The organism is Flammeovirga sp. SJP92 (genome assembly GCF_001583495.1).
Taxonomy (GTDB): Bacteria; Bacteroidota; Bacteroidia; order Cytophagales; family Flammeovirgaceae; genus Flammeovirga.
In genome coordinates this window covers 619414-641826 of record NZ_LQAQ01000061.1, presented here as the reverse complement: position 1 = coordinate 641826, position 22413 = coordinate 619414, and the positions used below count along the sequence as shown (strand labels likewise).

Annotated in this window: 14 protein-coding genes; 6 read left to right on the top strand and 8 right to left on the bottom strand. The window is 35.0% G+C overall.

The window, feature by feature from the left end; genetic code table 11:
• Positions 1-325 precede the first annotated feature (325 nt).
• Together AVL50_RS15335 and AVL50_RS15330 are read left to right on the top strand one after the other, a co-directional pair.
• The gene (locus tag AVL50_RS15335; protein WP_062617357.1) at positions 326-3904 is read left to right on the top strand and encodes a PD40 domain-containing protein; all 3579 of its coding nucleotides are present in this window, start codon (positions 326-328) and stop codon (positions 3902-3904) included.
• An 18-nt stretch (positions 3905-3922) separates the two neighbouring features.
• Entirely contained in the window at positions 3923-4351 is a 429-nt protein-coding gene (locus AVL50_RS15330; protein ID WP_062617356.1) for a hypothetical protein, read from the top strand.
• A gap of 85 nt (positions 4352-4436) precedes the next feature.
• On the opposite strand, the gene AVL50_RS15325 is transcribed toward AVL50_RS15330, so the two are convergent.
• Positions 4437-5510, bottom strand: coding sequence for a M42 family metallopeptidase (locus AVL50_RS15325; RefSeq protein ID WP_062617355.1), 1074 nt, complete (start codon positions 5508-5510; stop codon positions 4437-4439).
• Between the two features lie 144 nt (positions 5511-5654).
• Here AVL50_RS15325 and pncA point away from each other — a divergent pair, with 144 nt between their 5' ends.
• On the top strand, positions 5655-6266 hold the full coding sequence (gene pncA, locus AVL50_RS15320) for a bifunctional nicotinamidase/pyrazinamidase (RefSeq protein ID WP_062617354.1): 612 nt from the start codon (positions 5655-5657) through the stop codon (positions 6264-6266).
• Between the two features lie 74 nt (positions 6267-6340).
• Here pncA and AVL50_RS15315 read toward each other — a convergent pair whose 3' ends face one another.
• Positions 6341-6895, bottom strand: a complete 555-nt coding sequence (locus tag AVL50_RS15315) for a ferritin (protein WP_062617353.1) — start codon at positions 6893-6895, stop codon at positions 6341-6343.
• Positions 6896-7180: 285 nt separating this feature from the next.
• Here AVL50_RS15315 and AVL50_RS15310 point away from each other — a divergent pair, with 285 nt between their 5' ends.
• A complete protein-coding gene (locus tag AVL50_RS15310) occupies positions 7181-7912 on the top strand; it encodes an electron transfer flavoprotein subunit beta/FixA family protein (RefSeq protein WP_062617352.1) in 732 nt (243 codons plus the stop codon).
• A gap of 40 nt (positions 7913-7952) precedes the next feature.
• The gene (locus tag AVL50_RS15305) at positions 7953-8906 is read left to right on the top strand and encodes an electron transfer flavoprotein subunit alpha/FixB family protein (protein WP_062617351.1); all 954 of its coding nucleotides are present in this window, start codon (positions 7953-7955) and stop codon (positions 8904-8906) included.
• Positions 8907-9156: 250 nt separating this feature from the next.
• Here AVL50_RS15305 and AVL50_RS15300 read toward each other — a convergent pair whose 3' ends face one another.
• The 3 genes from AVL50_RS15300 to AVL50_RS15290 all read right to left on the bottom strand — a co-directional run bounded on the left by AVL50_RS15300 (position 9157) and on the right by AVL50_RS15290 (position 16435).
• Positions 9157-9609 carry a hypothetical protein gene (locus AVL50_RS15300; protein WP_157491347.1) on the bottom strand — a complete coding sequence of 151 codons (453 nt, stop codon included), beginning with the start codon at positions 9607-9609 and terminating at the stop codon, positions 9157-9159.
• 178 nt (positions 9610-9787) lie between these two features.
• Positions 9788-13393 (bottom strand): chromosome segregation protein SMC, encoded by a 3606-nt coding sequence (gene smc / locus AVL50_RS15295; RefSeq protein ID WP_062617349.1) that lies wholly within the window; start codon positions 13391-13393, stop codon positions 9788-9790.
• Positions 13394-13633: 240 nt separating this feature from the next.
• Entirely contained in the window at positions 13634-16435 is a 2802-nt protein-coding gene (locus AVL50_RS15290) for a TonB-dependent receptor (RefSeq protein WP_062617348.1), read from the bottom strand.
• Between the two features lie 361 nt (positions 16436-16796).
• Here AVL50_RS15290 and AVL50_RS33005 point away from each other — a divergent pair, with 361 nt between their 5' ends.
• Entirely contained in the window at positions 16797-16940 is a 144-nt protein-coding gene (locus AVL50_RS33005; RefSeq protein WP_157491346.1) for a hypothetical protein, read from the top strand.
• 91 nt (positions 16941-17031) lie between these two features.
• Here AVL50_RS33005 and AVL50_RS15285 read toward each other — a convergent pair whose 3' ends face one another.
• The 3 genes from AVL50_RS15285 to AVL50_RS15275 all read right to left on the bottom strand — a co-directional run bounded on the left by AVL50_RS15285 (position 17032) and on the right by AVL50_RS15275 (position 22176).
• Entirely contained in the window at positions 17032-17532 is a 501-nt protein-coding gene (locus AVL50_RS15285; protein WP_157491345.1) for a hypothetical protein, read from the bottom strand.
• 183 nt (positions 17533-17715) lie between these two features.
• On the bottom strand, positions 17716-19023 hold the full coding sequence (locus AVL50_RS15280) for a lytic transglycosylase domain-containing protein (RefSeq protein ID WP_082795838.1): 1308 nt from the start codon (positions 19021-19023) through the stop codon (positions 17716-17718).
• A gap of 186 nt (positions 19024-19209) precedes the next feature.
• A complete protein-coding gene (locus tag AVL50_RS15275; protein WP_062617345.1) occupies positions 19210-22176 on the bottom strand; it encodes a pitrilysin family protein in 2967 nt (988 codons plus the stop codon).
• Positions 22177-22413: the final 237 nt, after the last annotated feature.

The window sequence follows — 22413 nt, the reverse complement described above, 5'->3', positions numbered from 1 at the left end:
TAAGACTGTATTTTTTATTGTCTTTTACCAATTTTTCGTTTTCAAGCCAAAAATAAACAGATTATTTGAGAATATCAGAAAAATATTAGGTTTAAGTCACCAATAAAAAATGATCAAAAGCAGAAAATGGTGATCTTTTGTATTTTTTAGTAAACATTCATCAATTTTTTTTATTAAATTAATTGTAATCAATCTCAAAAAATATCTTAATTTCGGAACAGCCGAGAGTGAGCTATTATTTATTAACTCTTTTTGTGATGTGCGGGATTAATTTAAATCGTGTGCAGCATTATCTATCTATTTAAATATCTGACTGCTCTTTAAAATGGGCAACCTTTATAATATGAACCGACACTGCAAATTATTTATTTCAATATTCATATTGTTCTTCTTAGTTGGAAGTGTAAATGCACAACATTTCTTTCGATTAGAAAAATTTGGAAAAAACAGAGTCCAATATGAAATTTTTGATTGGAGTTACATTGAAACTGAACATTTCGAACTCTATTATTATGGGTATGGTATTACGATTGCCAAAATAGCAGGTGAAATTGCTGAAAGGGAATACCAAAATATTACTGAGACCGTAGGTTACGCTCCTTATTATAAAACAAAGATTTTAGTATACAACTCTGTACAGGATCTTCGTCAAAGTAATATAGGTATTAATCAACAGGGCTATGCAATTACTGGTCAAACAAGTTTTATCCGTTCAGAAGTAGAAGTAGCTTTTAGTGGAGCAAAATATCTTTTTGAAGAAGATGTCAAAAGGAGTATTGCAGATGCACTCATTTTTGAAATGATGTATGGCGGTTCTTTGAAAGATATGATCAAATCGAGTTATTTAATGAATCTGCCCAATTGGTTCATAGTGGGGGCTTCAGATTATATAGCAAGGGGTTGGTCAAGAGATATGGATGATAAAGTCAGAGATTTCTTCTCAAGACATCCTAAAAAATTCCCTAACATTCGATATTTAGAAGGCGAAAATGCAAAAATTGTTGGTCAGTCTATCTGGAACTATCTTGTAGAGAAATATGGTAAAAGTAATATGGCTTCTATTCTTAACCTTACAAGGATTGTAAGAGATGAAAAAGTGGCTATTCAAAATACTTTGGGAATTTCATATGAGGAATTTATAGAAGGTTGGAAGAAATTCTATTTAGATGAACACGAATCTTTAGAGCAGAACTATGTAGACATTAATGAAAAAGAGTCTATTAATAGGAATAGAAAATCAAGAATATATAATAAGATAAACATCAGCCCTGATGGTACTCGATTGGCTTATACTGAAAATGAAAGAGGAAAGTATAAGATTAATGTATATGACCTTAATAAGAAAAAAATCAGAACAATATTTAAGAGTGGTTATAAAGTAGTCAATCAGCAGATCGATTACGATGTACCTCTTGTGGATTGGGTTAGTAAAGATGAACTGATTATTTTTTCTCAGAAAAAAGGGCAAAACTATATGTTTATTTACAACCTGTCGAAGGGTGGCTTTAATACTTTCTTCAGATACTTAAAAAGGGAAATTGAATTTAAATTTGATCATATTAATGATATATCAGTTTCTCCAAATGGCAAAAAAGTAGCCATGAGTGCTGAAAGAAGAGGACAGACTGATATTTATGAGCATAATATTGCAAGACGTAGAACAAGACAGATTACAAAAGATTATTTTGATGATATTACACCATCCTACTTGCCAAATGGTTCTGACATTGTTTTTAGTTCGAACAGATCTGTAGATTCTACAAAAACAAAAACGGGCGATCTAGAAGATATTAATGGTACCTTTAATCTGTTTGTCTATTCAAAATCCAATCCTCAAAAATTAGAAAGAATCACAAATAACTTAGGGAAAGATTTCAAGCCGTCAATCTTAGATGATGAACATTTATTGTTTTTGAGTGATAGAAAAGGAATCACGAATTTCTTTGTATATGATATAAAAGATTCTTTAGCAAGACAGGTTTCCAATTTTAAGTATAGTATTAAAGATTATACTACATATCAAGGAGACATTGCTTATGTGGCTTACAGTAACGAAAAAGAGCATATATACACAGGAAATGTTGACGTGAGTAATACAATTTTCACCCCTAAAACGAAGAGACAGCAAATTATGGATCTTCGTGAATTGAGGGAAATTAAAAAGAAAAAAGAATTACAAGCTAAACGTAAACGTGAGGCTGAGGCTAGAATGGCTCTTTTCAGAGAACAGCAGAGACAAAAAGAACTACAGAGAATTCAAGATTCTATTTTCCAAGCTAAGCAGGAAGAGGAACAGCTTAGAAAAATATTGGCAGACACAGCTGATACAGCTTATGAAGGTGATGATATTGTTTGGAGCGATACTATTGAAGTAGAAGATAAAACACAGGCCATTGCTCTTCAAGACACAGTGAAGAAAGTGGAAGAACCTTCGGAAGTTGTTAAGATAGAAGAGTTAAAACCAGAGAAGAAAGAAGATCCGTTTGATGAGGAAATAGATTTTGAAGATTATTCTTTTGTGACAACTAATGGGGCATCAGGAAATAATGGACCTGATATTGGAAAATTACCTCAAAAACCGACTTACACGGAAAATGAGGAAGAAGATAAAGCCAACACTGATAACTATAAGTTCTTCTCTTATAGTAAAAATAAAAGAGATGCCTTTTGGAGTAAATACAATAATAGATTGAAGGCAAAACAAGAGGCATCAGCTAAAAAGTCAATGTTCTCCAAATCGAAAGATTATGAGACTCGTTTTTCTGTAGACGGTTTTAATACCAACATGCGTTTTGATCCATTAATGGGTTCAGGTTTGCAATTTGAAGTAATGATGACTGATGCCATGGAAAATCATAAGATCAATGCAGGTCTATTTGGTACTTTCTCATTGAACAACGGTAACTTCTTTGCTGAATACCTTTATTTGAAGCACCGCTTGGATTACAGTGTTAGATATGAAAGACAGTCGTTAGAAGTTGATCAGCTTTTCCATCGTTATAGTAAAAACTATTATGAAGTAGGAGTTTCACTTCCTGTTAGTATCCGTAGTAGAATTGAGGTTTTACCATTCTTAACCAACACACGTTTTACAGATACGTCCATCAACCCTGGTTTGAATGTAGATGATGTAAACCGTTATTGGACTGGCTTTAACGTTGAATATGTATTTGATAACAGTTTGGAGAGAGGGAAAAATATGTTGATTGGTACAAGAGCAAAAATCAGATATGAGAATTATGTAGGACTCAACGATATTTCACTGAACTTTCAAAATATCTCTTTTGATATAAGACATTATCAGAAAGTATTAAGATCTATGACTTTAGCTCTGAGAGGTTCGGCAGGGGCATTCTTTGGACAAAGTCCTAAAACTTACCGTTTAGGTGGTATGGAAAACTGGGCTTTTGGTAGTATGGACAATGATCCTAGAGGTGTTCAGATCGAAAATGTAAATGATATTCCAGATTTAACGGACTTGATGTTTACTAAATTTACGACTCCTCTAAGAGGTTTTAATTGGAACAAATGGGAAGGAGAGAACTATATGGTTTTCAATGCAGAATTGAGAATGCCAGTGATGAAGTTCCTGACAAAGCGACCAGTTAAATCAAAATTATTGAGAGATTTACAATTTACTGTTTTCTTTGATATTGGATCTGCTTGGACCGGAGTCAATCCATTTGAAGAAGATAATGGTTTGAATACTGAAGAAATAGGCCCTGTAGGTTCATTTGATGCTACAGTGAAAAACTTTAGATACCCATTCTTAATGGGACATGGAGTAGGTGGTCGTACAACATTATTAGGATATTATCTAAAATTAGATGTTGCATGGGGAATTGAAGATGGTTTTAGACAATCAAACCCAAAGTATTATGTAACTTTAGGGCATGATTTTTAAATTCTAATTTATCTTTTTATGAAAACGACGAACTTACTATCATTTTTATCTGGGGTTATTTTATTAATTGCGACTACTAGCTTTAATGCACCCTCAAAGGAAGAAAACCCTTTCGCTTTAATTGGTCTTCAAGTGACTGTCTTAACTGAAAAAGGAAATGTTGTAAAAGGAGCAGACGTAGTACTTTACGCTAGTGAAGATGATGCTTTTGATGAAGTGAATGGAATCAAAGCCAAAACAAAGACGAATGAAAATGGTAGAGTGAAATTTACTAAAGGTCTTAAAGAGATCTCTTACTATGTAGTAGCAACAAAAGGAGATATGAGAAGCGAGGATGATTTGAAATCATCGAAACTGAAAAAGAATAAAATGAATAAGATTAATGTAATCGTCTCAAAGAATCATGGAATGTCAATTCCTAAAGTATCAGGTGGCAAAAAACAATAAGCTTTTTCTTTTTACATAAAAAATCCTCTTGGTTTAACAACAGTAACTAAGAGGATTTTTTTGTGCTTAAAATAGCAATGTGAGTTTATTTGATATATCTGAAATCATGCTCATTTGGCAATTGTTTCAAGAATTCTGTCATTAACTTGATTGTATTCTCGATGTCATCTGCATGTGCAGTTTCTACTGTAGTATGCATATATTTCAAAGGTAATGAAATCAATGCTGAAGGAACACCGCCATTAGAATAAGCAAAAGCATCAGTATCTGTACCTGTAACTCTTGATGAAGCAGCACGTTGGAATGGAATTTCTTTTTTCTTTGCAGTGTTAACCAACATCTTGAAAAGGTTATTCTGAACCGCTGGAGCTACTGTAAGTACAGGACCGTCTCCGCCTTTAGTATCACCTTCCTGTTGCTTGTTATACATAGGCGCAGATGAATCATGGCAGACATCCGTCACAATTGCAACATTAGGTTTAATGGTTTGAGTGATCATCTCAGCACCTCTTAATCCTACTTCTTCTTGTACAGCATTGACAACATAAAGACCGAAAGGAACTTCATGTTTTTCTTCATTAAGTCTTCTCGCCACCTCAGCAATCATAAAACCGCCAATTCTGTTGTCCAAAGCTCTACCAGAAAAATATCTACCTTTATTAAGTTCACGAAGTTCATCTTCATAAGTAATTACAGTTCCTACTACAATACCCATTTCTTCTACCTCTTCTTTTGAAGCTGCTCCAACATCAATGAAAATATTGTCTAAAGAAGGTACAGCCTCTTTTCCTGGTTTACGTGTGTGGATAGCAGGCCATCCAAAAACACCTTCAACGATTCCATTCTCACCGTGTAATAAGACCCTTTTTGAAGGGGCAATTTGATGATCTGAACCACCATTTCTGATCACATAAATATAGCCTTCTGGCGTGATGTAGTTGACGTACCAGCTGATCTCATCAGCATGTGCTTCGATCACTACTTTATAAGGAGCATCAGGGTTGACAACTGCTACCGCTGTGCCGTAATTATCAACATATGAAGAGTCTACAAATGGTTTTATATAATCCAGCCAGATTTTTTGCCCTTCGGCTTCATGTCCAGTTGGTGATGGGTTATTTAAATATTTATATAAAAAGTCTTTACTTTTTTTATCCATTTTTCGAAAAAATTAATGGTGTATAATAGAATCAATTACGTTAAGTTACATAGATACATTTATTCTAATAGCAACTTTATGTATTTTTTTAAATGTTATTGTAAATTGTCTTATTATTTAAAAATAAAATATTGAAACTTACGTATGCGTGCATTGTTAATTGTTGATGTACAAAATGATTTTGTTGCAGGAGGGGCTTTAGAAGTACCCGAAGGAAATCAAATCATACCAACAATAAATAAAATATCATCTAAATTTGACCTTGTTGTTGCCACAAAAGACTGGCATCCTCAGGAGCATTTGAGCTTTGCTGACAATCATGAAGGCAAAGAATTGGGGCAAATCATCGACTTAAACGGACTTCCACAGATTTTGTGGCCTATACATTGTGTACAACACTCAGAAGGCTCAGAATTTGTTTCTTCTCTTGATACTACAAATATTGATGCTGTTTATAAAAAGGGTACTGATATAAGTATTGATAGCTATAGTGCCTTTTTTGATAACGGAAAAAGAAAAGATACAGGTTTAAATGATTACCTGAAAAATAAAGGAGTCACTGAGGTTTATATTACAGGGCTAGCCACTGACTATTGTGTGAAGTTTACCGCATTGGATGCAATATCCTGTGGTTTTAAAACATTCTTGATTGAAGATGCAACAAAGGGTGTCAACCTGAAACCTAATGATGTTCAAAATGCAATCACTGATATGAAGGTTTCCGGTATCAGAGTCATACATAGTGAAGAAGTTTAAAACCTTTCACTTCAAAGAGAAAATAAAATAGGTTGCTTCCATAATAAAATGGATTGCAACCTATTTTTTGCATATTACGCTTCTGCAGATGGATCTTCTTCTGCTTGCTGACCAATACGGCCAATCTCTTGGTCAATTAACCATAAACCTTGAGGGCTATCTTCACCTATTAGATCAAAAGCATCTAAAATAGTACGAGCAGTTTCTTCTTCCTCACGCTGTTCTGCCACAAACCATTGTAAAAACTGGAATGTAGAGAAGTCCTTTGCTTGGAAACAACAATCAACAATTTCATTAATTGCTTTAGTAACTTTTACTTCATGCTCAAGTACCATTTCAAAAATCTGACGAAGAGATTCAAATTCATGTGGTACTGTAGTAATTTCTGCGGCTAAAGCATGTCCTCCTACAGCATTTATATATTTAAAAAACTTCAACATATGCTGACGTTCTTCTTCTGCATGATCGTATAAAAACTCTGCTGACTTAACGTACCCCTCACGTTCACACCAAGAGGCAAAGGAAAGATAAAATTGAGAAGATTGATCTTCAAGCTGAACTTGTTGGTTCAACATTTTTTCAACATTCCCATCTAACGCGGTTTGTAATCTTTTTTTTGCAATTCCCATTTTGAAAATTTTTTTTGAGTGTAAATGTTATTCTTCTTAATTTCTCGTACAGAAATTAAATAGTGCTATGTTTATACTGATATTGGTGTTAATATAATTTTTTGTCTTTGAAAATGTTTAATACTATACCGAGAAACCACTTTTATGACAATCTTTTATATTTATTCTAAATAAAACTTGCAATTTATTATGCTTGCATACTATTTTAGCTCTACCAATAAAAGAAATTTAAGATAATTATTGCTTTCTACCATAGAAAGTGATCACCAATTAATAACACAACACATGAAAATTTTAGTTTGCATTAGTCACGTACCTGACACCACTACTAAAATCAAGTTTGCAGATAATAAGCTTGACACTAACGGAGTTCAATTTATCATCGGACCTTATGATGATTTTGCATTGGCGAGAGCTGTTGAGATCAAAGAAGCTACTGGAGGAACAGTAACTGTTCTTAATGTTGGAGAAGCTGATACAGAACCTTCGATCAGAAAAGCGTTGGCCATTGGAGCAGACAATGCTGTAAGGGTAAATGCGGTACCAACAGATTCTTTATTTGTAGCTCAACAAATTGTTGAACATGCAAAATCTGAAAATTACGATATGATTTTAATGGGACGTGAGTCATCGGATTACAACTCAGGTCTTGTACATGGTCTAGTAGGAGAGCTAATGGGATGGCCTTCTATTGCCCCTGCTATGAAATTGGAAGTAGATGGATCTACAGCCAAGTTGAGTAGAGAAATTGAAGGCGGACATGAAGATGTAGAGGTAGCAATGCCTTTCGTAGCTGGATGTCAAGAACCTATTGCCGAATGGAAAATTCCAAATATGAGAGGTATCATGATGGCAAGAAAAAAGCCGCTTCAAGTGGTAGAACCTGTAGGCGTTGATGGAGTAACAACTTACAAGACATTTGAATTACCTGAGGAAAAAGGGGAATGTAAAATGGTTGATGCTGGTCAAATGGACGAGCTTGTAGGTTTGCTGAAAAATGAAGCCCGCGTTCTTTAATTTATTATCCCAACTTAACACATAAAATAATCAAAAAGACATGTCAGTATTAGTATTTATAGAAGCCGACAATGGAGTCATCAAGAAATCTTCATTAGAAGCAGTTGCATATGGATCAAAATTAGGAGAAGTAACAGCAGTAGCTATGGGAAGTATTGATGCTTCCGAATTAGCGAGTGTTGGTAAATATGGAGCGTCAAAGGTTTTACATTGTTCTGATGACAGATTGAATGATGGTGTAATTTCGGCGACAGCCAAATTAATTGCAGAAGCGGCGAACCAAGCTGGGACTGAGACTGTGATTATGTCACGTTCTTCTTTGGTTGATGCAGTAGCGGCAAGAGTAGCCATAAAAATGGGAGCAAGTGTTGTGGCCAACGTTCAGGAATTACCAGATACTTCAAATGGTTTTGTGGTAAAAAGAGGAGTGTTCACAGGAAAGGCGTTTGCTTATGTGGAAGTGCCTGAAGGGAAGAAAGTACTTACAGTAACAAAAAATGTAGTACCTCTAGAAGAAAGTGGCTCAGAAGCGACAGTGGAAGAAATTTCAGTGGCTTTTGATGATGCAGATTTTGGAGTGAAGCGTGTAGGAGTACACAAGCAGGAAGGTGATATTTTATTACCAGAAGCTGATTTAGTAGTTTCTGCAGGTAGAGGGATGAAAGGTCCTGAAAACTGGCAGATGATTGAAGATTTGGCTTCTACGCTTGGTGCAGCAACAGCATGTTCTAAGCCGGTGTCGGATATGGATTGGAGACCGCACCATGAGCATGTTGGACAGACTGGTATTAAGGTAGCTCCACAGCTCTATATTGCAGTGGGTATCTCAGGTGCTATTCAACATTTAGCAGGTGTGAACTCTTCAAAAGTTATTGTAGCGATCAACAAAGATCCTGAAGCTCCTTTCTTCAAGGCCGCTGATTATGGGGTAGTTGGAGATGCATTTGAGGTAGTTCCAAAACTGATTGAAGCATTGAAAAATAACCAGAATTAATTTATAAGTGTAAAAACAGAACTATTTTTAAGATTTATTTGTTAATTAACATTTGATCTGTTGATAATTATTAATAGTTCTATATCTTTGTAATACTTCGAAGGATTAATTGTCTTTTACGAAGATTTTTTCAACTTAGTCGGAAATTTTTCCTCATTCTGGCAAAACTACTGATGAAAATCGTATAAGAACCTTACCACGAAAGTGGTAAGGTTCAGTAGTTTATAGGTTTTTTCTAGATAAACTTTAATTATTTGTTGTACTCATTTTTTGATATTAAAAGACGACGAATACTTATTGCTTTAGTCTGAAGGTTTTTTAATTGATGCTTGTTTTTAATGTTGAAGACACAAAGCTCAATGGCTTTTTGGTATTGCTCGAAGGCGTTATCCAAATCCCCAATTTTTATATAATAATCTCCCTTGATTTCAAGGTTGGTAGAATTGACTTGTAAATCTAAACTGTGATCTATCAGTTCAAGAGCATCTTGTAAATTCTCATTGTTGAGAATCCTTTCCTTTGCTGATTCAGCGTAATAAAGCCATTCTGATTCATCAGTGAGCTTCTTATCTCTTTTACGTTCTTTGTCCTGTCGTGAACTGTCGTTTTTTGCTGAAAATGGGTTGTCAGATTTAACAGGAGAGAATGAAAGTAAGGAGATCAAAAGAGGTAATAGTAACAGAAGGGTGACTCGGTATTTCATGATTTTATGGTGTGAGTTAAATAACAACATCATATAAATACCAAAAATCACCTAAAAACACATAAATATCTTATTATCAATTATTTATGTATTTGTAAGTGATTTTGTGAATGTTCGTAAATGAACGTAATCCAAAATATTGGACATTTATGAATGAAAATCCTTAATTATCAGTGTTTTATTTTGATGTGAAAGCATCTAATTGAGGTGTATTTCTGATATCCACCGGAACTACAGTAGTAACACCCTGTTCGATCATCGTTACACCATAAATGACGTCAGTACTTGACATCGTTCTCTTGTTGTGCGTCACAATGATAAACTGTGAGTTAGAAGAGAACTTGTTGATGATTCTATTGAATTTGTCCACATTGGCATCATCAAGTGGGGCATCTACTTCATCAAAAATACAGAAAGGTGCAGGTTTGATTAGGTAAATGGCAAATAACAATGCCGTTGCTGTTAATGTTTTTTCTCCACCAGAAAGCTGATTGATCGTCAGAGGTCGTTTACCTTTCGGTTGTGCCAAAATCTCAATCTTTGCATTCAATGGATCATTATCATCAGCCAAGCGTAAATCACAGTTATCTTCATCTGTAAATAAAGACCTGAACACTTCCATAAAGTTCTCTCGGATCTGCACGAAGGCCTTCATGAACTTTTCTTGAGCTACAGCGTCAATATCTTCAATAGTTTGTAATAACTGTTCCTTGGCCTTATTAAGGTCTTCTCTTTGACTTAAGATAAATGAGTTTCTTTCCTTGATTTCATTAAAGGCATCAATAGCAGTGTGATTGATAGCACCCAATGAACCTAATTTTCTTTTAGAATCTTCGCTGATCTGCTCCAATTCTGCAATTCCCATTTCCTTATAAGGGTTCTCTTCTTCCTCCGTTTTTTCTCCTTCCTCATTTTCGGTAGAAGGGGATTTTGGATTAAACAGAAGCATTTGCTCAATATCGACTTCAAACTCAACTGCAATTTTTTCTTTTACAGAAGTTAAAGAAAGACGAAGTGCATTGATTCTCTCATTGGCTTTTAAAAGCTCTTGATCAATTTCTTCTTTATGTACTTGTTTAAGCTTGATATCGACTTCAGTGTCAGAAATCAAATCCTTGGCATCTTGATAAGCTTTTTCTGCTTCTTGGACACCGCGTTCTATATTTTGTTTTTCTTCTTCAAGTTTAATTAGCTCTTGATCACCTTCCTCATCCAAAGAATCAGCACGCAATAAATCTTGCTCTACTTTTTCTATTTCCTCTATATTCTGATCAATTCTATTCTGAGCTTTTACCAATTCTTCATCTTTAAAATCAATCTCTTTCTGAAGCCCATTGAACTGGTTTTCTTGCTGAAGGAAATTAATGTGAAGTTGATTGTATTTACTTGAGTACTCGGTCTTTTTCTCTTTTTCAATCGCCAAGTTCTCTTGCATTTCCTCCAACTGTTCAGTCATATACTCCATGGCATAGGTTTCATCTTCCAGTTGAGGTTTACCTTCGCTGATGGCGATTTCAGCATCACCAATTCTTTCCAGAATCTCTTCTTTCTTATTGGCACTTGCCTTCAGGAATTTCGCAAACTCTTCTTTCTGAGTTTTGATTTTAATTAATTCCTGAGAAACGATTTGAAGGTTGTGCTGTGCACTTTCTAATTCATGGGAGAAATTAACTTGAAGAAGATCTTTATGGAGTTGCTGTTTTTCAACTTTCTTAATATGAATCTCTTCAGCCTCTTTTTCGAGTGCATTAATTTCTTCCGTCAGGTTTTCAAGGTGTCTGATTCTACCTAAAGATTTACCTTCAAAAGAGCCTATAGAACCGCCTGTGATCGCTGACTTTCTACGAATAGCCTTACCATTTTTAGTCACCAAAATAACACTGTCGTTTTTAGGAAGGTTATTTTGATTTCTATGAACGATATAAACACCATCCAGAAGGTAAGTGATCAATGAAGCGTATTTATCATCAAAATCTACTACGTCAATAGCAGAGATAGCGTCTTCGATTGCTTTACGAGGAGAAGGAGAATAGCCTTCAAATTTATCTAACAATAAGAAGTTGGCTTTACCTTTTTTCATTTCCTCCAAAAGGTTGACTGCACGCCAAGCTTCGTCCTCATTTTCAAGGACAAAGTAATTCAAGTAAGGAGCAAGGTAGCCTTCAATGGCCACTCTGTAATCATCCTCACAGTGCAATGTATCCGATAGCATAGGAGCTTCCTTGGCCCAATCAGTTTCCTGTTTCAGGTATTTGATGGCTTCTGGATAACCTTCTAAATTATCTACTAATGATTTTGTCAAGGCATGCTCATTTCTTTTAGCATCCAATGAACGGAGGATTTCAGAAGATCTGTCTTTAATACCTTCCAGCTCTTCTCTGCAATCATGAATTTTTTGCTGGTGAAGATCATGTTTCTCTTTCACCTCTTCATATTGCATGCTCGCACTCAGTCTTTCACCTTCTAAAGAAGCAAATTGTGTATCAAACTCTGCCAAGCTTGAAGACTTTTCAGAAGACTCAACATGTGCTCTTTCCAACTCTTGCTTTAATGCAGAAAGTTGTACCTCATTGATTTCAACTTTTTGTTTGAGTTGAAAAATGATGGATTGTTTATTTTTTACTTGTTGCTCAAACTCTTTAGTTCTCACTTCAAGTTCATCAGATTTATGTGTCTGTGTATCACGTTCCTGTTGTGTTTTCGTCAATTCAGCTTCCGTTTCATTGACCATTCTTTCAATGGAACCCAACTGAATCTGCAAACTCTCAATACCCTGCTGCGCTAATGCTACAGCCTCTCTATCCAAAGTAGATTGTGTTTCGAGCGTTTGTTTTTTCTCTTCCAGAAAACGTTTTCTTTCCCCTTTGATTCTCTTTTCACTTTCTATCTGACGCATCTTTAAGATGTGTTCATTCAGTGTTTTTTGTCTTGAAGCAAAAAGAGTTTCCTTATCAATAGATTCCTTTTTTTCTTTTGCAATTGAAGCCTCAAGTTCCTCAATTGTTTTGATGGTGACATTCCTTTCCTCATTCTTGGCAGTCATGTTATCTGCCAGTTCATTTAATTCTTTCGCCTGAGAATCTACCTTTTTAAGAGCCAATTGAATACTCGACTCCTTATATGTTTTCTTGAGTTTGATGTAGCGCTGAGCCTGCTTGGCCTGACGCTCCAACGAACGCATATTTTTCTCGACCTCAAAAAGTAAATCATCTACACGCTCTAAGTCAGCATCAGTGTCTTTGAGTTTCTTGAGTGTTTCTTTCTTACTTTTCTTGAATTTTGAAATTCCGGCCGCTTCTTCAAAAAGGGTTCTTCTTGCATTTTGTGTATCGTTCAAGATTTCATCAATCATTTTCAATTCAATGATTGCATAACTATCCGAACCAATACCAGTATCTAGGAACAAACCATGAATATCTTTCAAACGGCAGGGGACACCATTTAGAGAATATTCACCTTCGCCTGATCGGTAAAAACGGCGACCAATGGTCACTTCTGTATATTCAGTAGGAAGTAAGTTTTTATTATTGATAAAAGTAAGATAGACCTCCGCCATCTGTAATGGCCTTCTACTTTTGGTGCCATTAAAAATGATGTTGTCCATTTTTTCAGAACGCAATGCCTTGGTACTTTGTTCACCAAGTACCCATCTGATAGCATCAACTACATTGGATTTGCCACTGCCGTTTGGTCCAACCACGGCTGTAATACCTTTATCAAAGTTTAGTGTAACTTTTTCACCAAAACTTTTAAAACCTTTTATCTCTAATTTACTTAATAACATTATTTACGTCCCCCGATCAAAAAATGAAGCTGTATGAGTTTTCGGTAACCCATAAAGTTTGCAAGATAGTAATTCTAGAATTTTGCCTAAGATAAATAAAATTTTAAAACTTACAGGGGTAAAATGTAAAGCAATTACACAGAAGAAGTGATTTATTATCTTAAAAAAGTTCAATAAAAAAAGAGATGCAGTTTGAAAAACCGCACCTCTACGTTTTGACTATTTGTAGTGGAATTCAGATTACTTTGATAGATCGAATTTCAATCCTAATTGAACTCTAGCATTATAGTATTCCGATTGCATAGTATATTGCTCCGATCCTTGGTAATATCTTAGTGGAGTATTTAATAAGTTATTGGCTTCAACATATAATCTCAATTGATCAGTGAATGCATATGATGCGTTGGCATCAAGGAACAATTGCTGATCATAATATCTGTCTTTGAATGCTTCATCACCTAACTCGTCGATGTAAGCAGCAGTGTAGTTCAATGAAACTCTAAAGCTTAATTTCTTTGAATCAAATGAAAGTGATCCGTTCACTGTGTGCGGTGCTGTACCCGGTAATGATAACTTCTCATCTTCTCTTTCCTCAATTCCTAAATCTTTGATTTCAGAAGAAGTGTAAGTGTAGTTAGTGTAGATGCCTAATCCTTTTAATGCACCTGGCAAGAAGTCTAATTGACGTTGGAAAGCCACTTCGAAACCTGTTAAAGTTGCCTTAGCACCATTACGAGGTTGTGAGTAACGATCATAAACATTTCCGCTTACAGGGTCAGTGTAATTACGTGCTTGATAGTTATAGATAAAGTCATTTAATGTTTTATGGAATAAACCACCTGAGATAATACCTACTGATTTGAAATAATGCTCGCCCATTAAATCAAGGTTCATAGAAGTAGTAGGTTTCAAACCTGGGTTACCTTCTGAAAGTTCATTGTCTTCTCTGCTGATTTCACGGTAAGGTACCAAATCAAAATAACGAGGTCTAGCTAAAGTGTTGGTCCAAGCGGCTCTGATGATTGTGTTCTCATTGACATTATAACGCACTTGAACTGATGGAAGAACGTTAGTATAGCTGTTTGTCCCTTCAATTGTTTTTGAAGCAGCAGGATCAAAATCTCCTTCCTCATTAAACTCTACTTGGTAGCCAGTGTATTCTACTTGCGTATTTTCAACTCTAGCACCAGCAATGAAGAACCACTTTGTACCTAAGCTTTGCTTTAACATCGCATATCCAGCAGTGATTTGTTCTTTTGCATTATAATTTCCACCTAAATATTCCTCAGGAAGATCTGATTTTTCAAAAAGAGTAGTATTGTTCAAGTCATATTTTCCAAGTGCAGCAGGATCAGTAAATTCTCCTCCTTTATATTGATTTCCAGCCAAGAAAGGATCTCTTGTTTGATCTTTCAAAGGTTGGTTTATCATAAAGTTAAAGTTTTCCTCATTGGCATTTACTGGCTCGAACTCGCTGTAGTTGTTGCTTCTCATCTTTTCCTTTCCTCTATAACGAGCTCCGATTTTAATGATGCTTTTGTTACGAGTATTGTTCAAAGGAATCTCTAAGTTGATTTTAGCGTTTTGGTCAAGCTCTTCAGTGTATTGGTACTCCTCAGTGATTTCTTTCAGATCAAAACTACCGTAATCAACACCAGCACCGTTATCATTTACATTAGGTTTTTCTGGGTTCGAAAGGTCTTGAGTTAAAACAACATCTTTCAGTCTCCAGTTAATGTAGCGTTCGTGAGGTCTTTCTTCTGAAGCTTTCGCTAAAGTACCTGACCAGTCTAATTTGAAACGATTGGCAATCAAGTGCTCACCACCTAAAGTGACATTGTAAGTTCTTTGGTCCTCTAAACGTGTATTTTTATTGTTGTTGTCATCTAAACCACCTTTTGTTTGTCTTCTGATTTCAGCAGTGTAAGTGCCATCACCATTGGATTCAATGTCTTTGTATCTGAAACGGTATCTGTTTTCTCTGTCGTCTCTGTGGTTATAAATACCACTCACATAGATTTTAGAGTTGGTTCCTAAAGCATAATCCAAAGTAGTAGAAAGTGATCTTCTGATTCTGTGTACGTCATACGTTCTGATTTGGAAATCAGTCATTTCAGGATTTGATTCATTGTCCCATTCTGCTTCAATATTGTGAGAACCTAAGTTGTGGTCAAAATAAGATCCACTTACAATCACACCTAATTTATCATTGAAGAAACGGTTGCCAATAACTACAGCACCATTCAGCATTGCTTTTTCAGAAAGGAAGTTATAACCTGTACCTAATGTACCTGAAACACGAAGATCATTTGGAGCAGATCTTAAAACCAAGTTTGCAGAACCGCCAATAGCATCCGCGTCCATATCAGGAGTCAACGTTTTTGAAACTTCAATCGACTGCACCATATCAGCAGGGATAAGGTCTAATTGTACAGCTCTTGTTTCACCTTCAGCCGAAGGAACTCTTTCACCATTAATAGTAATTGAACTCAGGTCTGGAGAAGTACCTCTGATCAAACCAAATCTTGCTTCACCTTGATCATACTGCATTGTAATACCTGGAACTCTTTTCAATGCATCACCAACATTTGAATCTGGAAACTTACCCACTTGATCAGCACTGATCACGTTCATAATGTTATTGGCGTTTTTTTGTTGTCCTAAAGCTTTTGCTTGACCTTGAAGATTAGAACCCATGATGACCACTTCGTCACCAAGGATGATACTACCCTTCATTTTAATGACTTTCAAGTTCGCTTCCTCACCTGCTTTTAATTCCACACTTTGTTTTAATGTCTCAAATCCCATGTAAGAGATTTCTAATTCCTGTGTTCCTTCAGGTACGTTTACTAAGATAAATTTACCCGATGCATCTGTCAGCGAACCTAAATACTGATGATTGGATACACGTACGGTGGCACCAATCAATGGAAGGTCGTTTTCATCAACAATGACACCTGTAATAGATGAATTTTGAGCGTTTACATAAGTTGATAAAGTGACTAAAATAGTCATTACCAATAGCTTGTAGAAATGTTTCATGTTGTATAGATTGAAAATTCGTTGATGACGCAAAACAACTACTTAAATATTATTTGGGTATTGTTCATATATGAAGAATAGATGATAAAAAACGAAGAGGTGAATTGGTTATATGAATGTACTATTACTTTCTTGAATTTGAATTCAACCCAATATGAAGTAAACAAAAAGCCACACTCATAGGGTGTGGCTTTTATGCGGATAAAACGTTCTAATTCAGAGAACTAGAATTGTGTAAATATCCTTTTTTAGAACGTATCATAGGTACGTACTACAAATTATTTCTTTGAAAAATCATAAATTATGGCTAGTTTGCAGGTACACAGTTATTTAACGTTACTTACACATTTAAATTATCAGAATGAAGAAGTCTAATACTTTTGAAACAAAAGACAATTCTTCAATGAAGCCAACAAGAGAATCTAGCTATCTCGACAAACTAATGCTTGCCCAACTAGAAGTGGCGAAACAAAAGTTATTTCCTCAGTCTAGCAAGACAAAATAATTAATAACCTTCATTGAGAAAAATGCTTTATATCCGGAGAGATATAAAGCATTTTGCATTTTATTATAAGCTTAACTTTCCATAGTATCAGTTAGCAAGCTTTATTTTTTATTTTGTTTTCAAAAACAATAGGATCAATATATTCATTGATCCAAGGAATACCTAAAAGTATTTCTTCTTTAAAGTCAATACTCTCCATTATTTTGTTGTTTAGAACACCTTTCTTCTGGTTTACATAGCTGTTGCCTTCTCTGATATAATTAGAAAAACCTGTCTTATGAATAGTATTGATATAAATACCTGCTTGGTGTATGTATTTTCCATCATCTACAACGACCTCATAATTTGTTGGAATAGCGTTCTCAAATTTCATTTCATATTTTTCAACTTTAAAAGTGTTGTCAGCATAGAAAATATAATTTTGAACAAAAAGACTTTCTTCTGTTTCATGAAACAACCCTTTATACGAAATCGGTTTTACGTTTTTAGGTGTAGAATTTATGCTGTTGAGATCAGGAGAGGTTGTACTCAAAATCGTAGACAACCTGTTGAGCCCATTAATAAGTAGCTTGAAATAAAAAATCTTCTTCATAAGTCTTTCCATTAAAATATGAATACAATACACTTTCTTTTGAAGCAGTTCACCAGAGTGGATCAGCTTTACAATAGGAGAAGCGCGTAACGCCTATGAAAGACCTATGGAGTTTAGAATTATTTAAATAAAAAAAGCCCATGAAACGAATCCATGAGCTTTTTGAAGTGAAAGTTAAAAAGATTAATTGAAGTAAATCTTGTCACCGACTTTTGCGTCAGTTTCTTTTGACATATCATTAAGTTCTTTTAAAGCTTTTAGGTCAATTCCGTATTTGATCGCAATGTAATTCAACGATTCACCTTCAGCTAAAATATGATAGGAAACAGGAATTGATGTTGGAAGAGGTTCAATATAATAATGTCTGTCTTTCATCAACATATCCTTGCCCTTAATGTAATTATATTTTTTAAGCTTACCTTTTGAAAGGTTGCCTAAAGATTTTATCAACTCTTTTTGAGTCATTTCTTCTTTCAATATCACCGCTTTTACACCGTTGACAATCGCAAACTCATATTTATTATTGTCGCTTTCAGTATTCGTATTCAATACAAATGGATAATCGTCTTTAATACTATCTGCATAGAATTGGAAGATAGAACGTGCGGCTCTTGTTTTTCTTGTCTTCGCATACGGAGAAAGCTTCGCCACCATTTGATTGATTTCATTTGGTTTTGCTTCAATCATTACAGAATAAACTTTGTCTTCTGGAATGTAGCTTCCTGATAGCCAGATATTGTTAGACGAAATAATGTTTAATGGCTGACCTGTGAATTTTGATACTTGTGATAATGAATAACCGTTAGTAGGCAACTCAATTAAAACAGTATGATTCTGATCTTGACCAATTTTATCTTTAAATGCAAAATAGTGTGCTAAGTAATGAAGTACATAAGGGTGTGTATTTTCATTAATAGTCACTTGTGAGTAATAATTTAACTTATTCTTTTTGATGTAATTCTTTGCACCCGTCAGACCGTCATGGTAAGAAATCATAGCATAGAACCAATTGCCGAGGTAATAGTGATTCTTAGAAAGGTAATCAGCGGCACCGATACTTGCTGCTACTACATTTTTTCTTTCATCAATAGTTCTATTGATGGTCATACCTCTTTCTTCAGCTGTGAAATCTTTAAACTGCCAGAAACCAACTGCAGGAGGAGTAGCATTAGAGATGGCATTTCCATCCAAAAGCGACTCTTGTAATGCCAGGTATTTGAATTCTTCCGGTACACCTCTGGTTTGAAGTTCACGAGCGATGTATGGGAAATAAGTGTTACATCTTTCTAAAAGAATATCATAATGCTTTTGTGAACGGGTAAGGCTATTGTACTTGACCATAACCTTGTCCATTCCACCTTTTGTAATCACTACCTTTGAGCCCATTAAATTTAATGTACTTGGTAGACTTACTTCAGGTTTGGCAAGTAGCGGTTGAGTAAAGAAAATACCCAATAGAATAATACAAAATAGTTTTATGCTTGTCTTCATAAACGAGTTAAGTCATTAATTAGGCAATAAAGATATTGCGAATTCTATTTAATTTCAAACAAAGTTTAAAGGAATGCTTATTCAGCGTTCATTAAGATAATAGTTAGTTGTCAAAAAATCACCTCTTTATACACAAAAAAGGCCACTCTGTTATCAGAATGACCTTTTTGTAGAATATATTCTTTGTTATTGTTCTTTTTTCACTCTTGGTTTGTTGTCAAAACCAAAAAGATCATTTAGAGACAATTCCTGTACTTGACCATATTTTGCCAATGTTTCCATATTGAGTTTACTGCGGTCACCAACAACACACACGTTGTAGTCTTTTCCTTTAATAAAATCACTGTGGAATTTCATAACATCATCAATTGTCATGGTTTTGATTGCTTCATAAACATCTTTACGGATGTCATGATCATTACCTTTTTTCAATGCTGTTTCATAGTTGAATAAAACACCACTCTTAGTAATACGCTCACTTTCTAATTTACTTAATATTGCCTTTTTTGCGGCATCAAAAGATTGATCGTTTTTAGGAGGGTTTTCCAATAAGTTTTTCATACCAGCCATTGCTTCAGTCAATTTGTCTGACTGAGTGCCAATGTAAGCTAATGTATAATCACTCTTTCCTTTTTCACTCGCAACACCGTATTTACTGAATACAGAGTAAGCCAAACCTTGTGCTTCACGCATTTCCTGGAATACAATTGCATTCATACTTCCACCAAAGTACTCATTGAATAAAGTAGCTGCAGCAATTCTTTTAGGATCATATTTTTGACCTTTTGCTAAGAAGATAACTTCTGCTTGTACCATATCATAGTGAGACCAGAATACTTTTGGTTGCTCGACATCTTTGATATAGAATTCTTTTGCAGTAGGAACCGGCTGTAATGTTGAAGGTACTTTATGTTCAGCATTTAAAGTTGAAACCACTTTATCTAATGATTCAGGTCCATAGTATAATACTCTATGTTCCATTTTTGTCAATTGATGAATTCTAGAAATTAAATCTTGTGGTTTGATCAATTCTAATTCTTTATTGGATAAAGCATTTGTGACAGGGTTGTTGTTGCCATATAAACCGTAGTTCATCAAACCTGTAAATAAGATCGCACCTTTATTTTTCTTAGTGTCCTCTCTATTTTTCTTTTCAATAGCAACCATGTTCATTAAAACACCCTCATCTGCTTTTGCATTATTCAGAAGGTCTTCAAAAAGCTTCATGGCAGGTACCATGTTTTCAGTCAATCCATTTAAAGAAACATAAACCTGATCAGAAGAAGTATTAACGCTGAATCCAGCACCAAGCTTGTAGAATTCTTGTTTGATTTGAGCTGAAGTTAATTTATCAGTTCCAAGGTACTCTAAATATTGGATAGCAGTACTTAAAGTAGGGTCGGTATCTTTTCCTACGTTAATGATATAGTATAATTCAAAAAGATCATTTTCTACATTTTCCTTGTAACGAACTGTGATATCACTGTTCATTTTCGCCTCTTGAATATCCTTAGAATAGTCTAAGAATAAAGGATTTAATGCTTCAACATTTTGTCCCTCAATTTTCTTAAAGAATTCAGATTTATCACCTCTGTTTAATTCCACTTTTGTGATAGAAGGCTTTTCAACTTGTTGTTTGTTTGGATCTTCACCTGTACGCTTGTACACAACAACATAGTTATCTTTATAGTTCTCATTTGCAAATGCTACAATCTCCTCTTTCGTGATTGTCTGCATTTCCTCTATGTCATCAATATATTTTTCCCAAGGGATATTTCTTGAAAATGCTTGAACGAAAGCATCCGCACGAGCACCATTACTTTCAAGTTTCTTGATCTCAGATTTCTTGAAATCGTTTACGATCGCATCAATCAACCAATCTTCAAAGTCACCTGCTTTTAACTTTTCAATCTCTTCCAAAAGTAAAGCTTGTGCTTCTTCTAACGTTTGACCGTCTCTTGGAATAGCATAAAGTGTGTGTACAGTATAGTCATTGAATGGATATACAAAGCTACTAGCTGTAGACACTTTTTGTTGTTGGTTCAAATCCAAGTCAATAAGACCCGCACTGCTGTTGGCAAGGATCATATCACAAAGTTGTTCTTTCAGGAGGTCCCTTGAATTAGTTTTCAAACCAGGCATTCTATAACCCATAAATACCATCCCTGCTTGAGGACCAAATACTTCTTTCTTAATTGGAGATGTTATAGGAGCTTCTTCTTTATAAGTAAACTCAGGAATATCATTTGCTTCCCAAGAACCAAAGTACTTGTCAATCAATTCAATTGTTTTATCAGGGTCTAAATCACCACTCAAACAAATGGCAACATTGTTAGGTCTGTAATATTTATTGAAATACTTTTTAATCTCAGTGATTGAAGGATTTTTCAAGTGGTCAATTGTACCAATAACAGTTTGTGTACCGTAAGGGTGATTAGGGAACATGGCTGTAAACATTGCCTCAAATACCTTACGCTGATCGCTGTCTAAAGCTCGGTTTTTCTCTTCATATACAGCTTCAAGCTCTGTGTGGAATAGACGAGGAACAATTTCTCTGAAACGGTCTGATTCAATTTCTAACCAGCGGTTCAACTCATTGGCAGGGATATCATTCACATATACCGTACGATCTTCCGTTGTATATGCATTTGTTCCTTTTGCTCCGATCATACCGATCATACGATCGTACTCGTTAGCGATAGAGAATTTTGATGCATCGTTAGAAACTTGATCAATTTTGGCGTAATAGGCAGTTCTCTCAGCAGGATCATCTAATGTTTTGTAATGCTCGAACATATTTTCGATACTGTCTAGATACACAGATTCCTGTGCCCAGTCTTTTGTTCCGAAGTGAGAAGTACCTTTGAACATAATATGCTCCAGGTAGTGAGCAAGTCCTGTAGAAGTGGCAGGATCATTTTTACCGCCCGCTTTTACGGCAATGTAAGTTTGGATTCTTGGTGCATCTTTGTATTCTGATAGATACACTTTTAGCCCATTGTCTAACGTATAAATTCTTGTTTTCAGAGGGTCGTTCTTAACAGTTTTGTAAGGGAACGAAGATTCTCCAGTACTCATTTCAGAGGCATTACAACCTCCAAATAGTAATGCACCGCCTAAGAGTGCAGTCTTAATGACATTCGTATAAGTCATGCTTAGTTAATTTATGAATATAAATTGATTTGAGAAGTATTGTTTTACCGCTTTATTATTTGACACTTATATAATATGATTGGTAAGGAGTAAAACTGTTTCAAGCGTTAAATTACTGAAATTTATTTAATTCTTTAAAATCCGGTTCTAAAAAGCTTGATGCCAATTATTTTTTAGTTATAATAAATGACAGATAATCAGATACTAAATGTGCAATACATATATGATGTTCTTTTT

Excerpts from the sequence above, each read along its gene's own strand:
- AVL50_RS15300 (WP_157491347.1), bottom strand. The coding sequence starts at position 9,609 with ATGAAATACCGAGTCACCCTTCTGTTACTATTACCTCTTTTGATCTCC.
- AVL50_RS15290 (WP_062617348.1), bottom strand. The coding sequence starts at position 16,435 with ATGAAACATTTCTACAAGCTATTGGTAATGACTATTTTAGTCACTTTA.
- AVL50_RS33005 (WP_157491346.1), top strand. The coding sequence starts at position 16,797 with ATGAAGAAGTCTAATACTTTTGAAACAAAAGACAATTCTTCAATGAAG.
- AVL50_RS15305 (WP_062617351.1), top strand. The coding sequence starts at position 7,953 with ATGTCAGTATTAGTATTTATAGAAGCCGACAATGGAGTCATCAAGAAA.
- AVL50_RS15275 (WP_062617345.1), bottom strand. The coding sequence starts at position 22,176 with ATGACTTATACGAATGTCATTAAGACTGCACTCTTAGGCGGTGCATTA.
- AVL50_RS15285 (WP_157491345.1), bottom strand. The coding sequence starts at position 17,532 with ATGAAGAAGATTTTTTATTTCAAGCTACTTATTAATGGGCTCAACAGG.
- AVL50_RS15325 (WP_062617355.1), bottom strand. The coding sequence starts at position 5,510 with ATGGATAAAAAAAGTAAAGACTTTTTATATAAATATTTAAATAACCCA.
- AVL50_RS15330 (WP_062617356.1), top strand. The coding sequence starts at position 3,923 with ATGAAAACGACGAACTTACTATCATTTTTATCTGGGGTTATTTTATTA.
- pncA (WP_062617354.1), top strand. The coding sequence starts at position 5,655 with ATGCGTGCATTGTTAATTGTTGATGTACAAAATGATTTTGTTGCAGGA.
- AVL50_RS15315 (WP_062617353.1), bottom strand. The coding sequence starts at position 6,895 with ATGGGAATTGCAAAAAAAAGATTACAAACCGCGTTAGATGGGAATGTT.
- AVL50_RS15335 (WP_062617357.1), top strand. The coding sequence starts at position 326 with ATGGGCAACCTTTATAATATGAACCGACACTGCAAATTATTTATTTCA.
- smc (WP_062617349.1), bottom strand. The coding sequence starts at position 13,393 with ATGTTATTAAGTAAATTAGAGATAAAAGGTTTTAAAAGTTTTGGTGAA.
- AVL50_RS15280 (WP_082795838.1), bottom strand. The coding sequence starts at position 19,023 with ATGAAGACAAGCATAAAACTATTTTGTATTATTCTATTGGGTATTTTC.
- AVL50_RS15310 (WP_062617352.1), top strand. The coding sequence starts at position 7,181 with ATGAAAATTTTAGTTTGCATTAGTCACGTACCTGACACCACTACTAAA.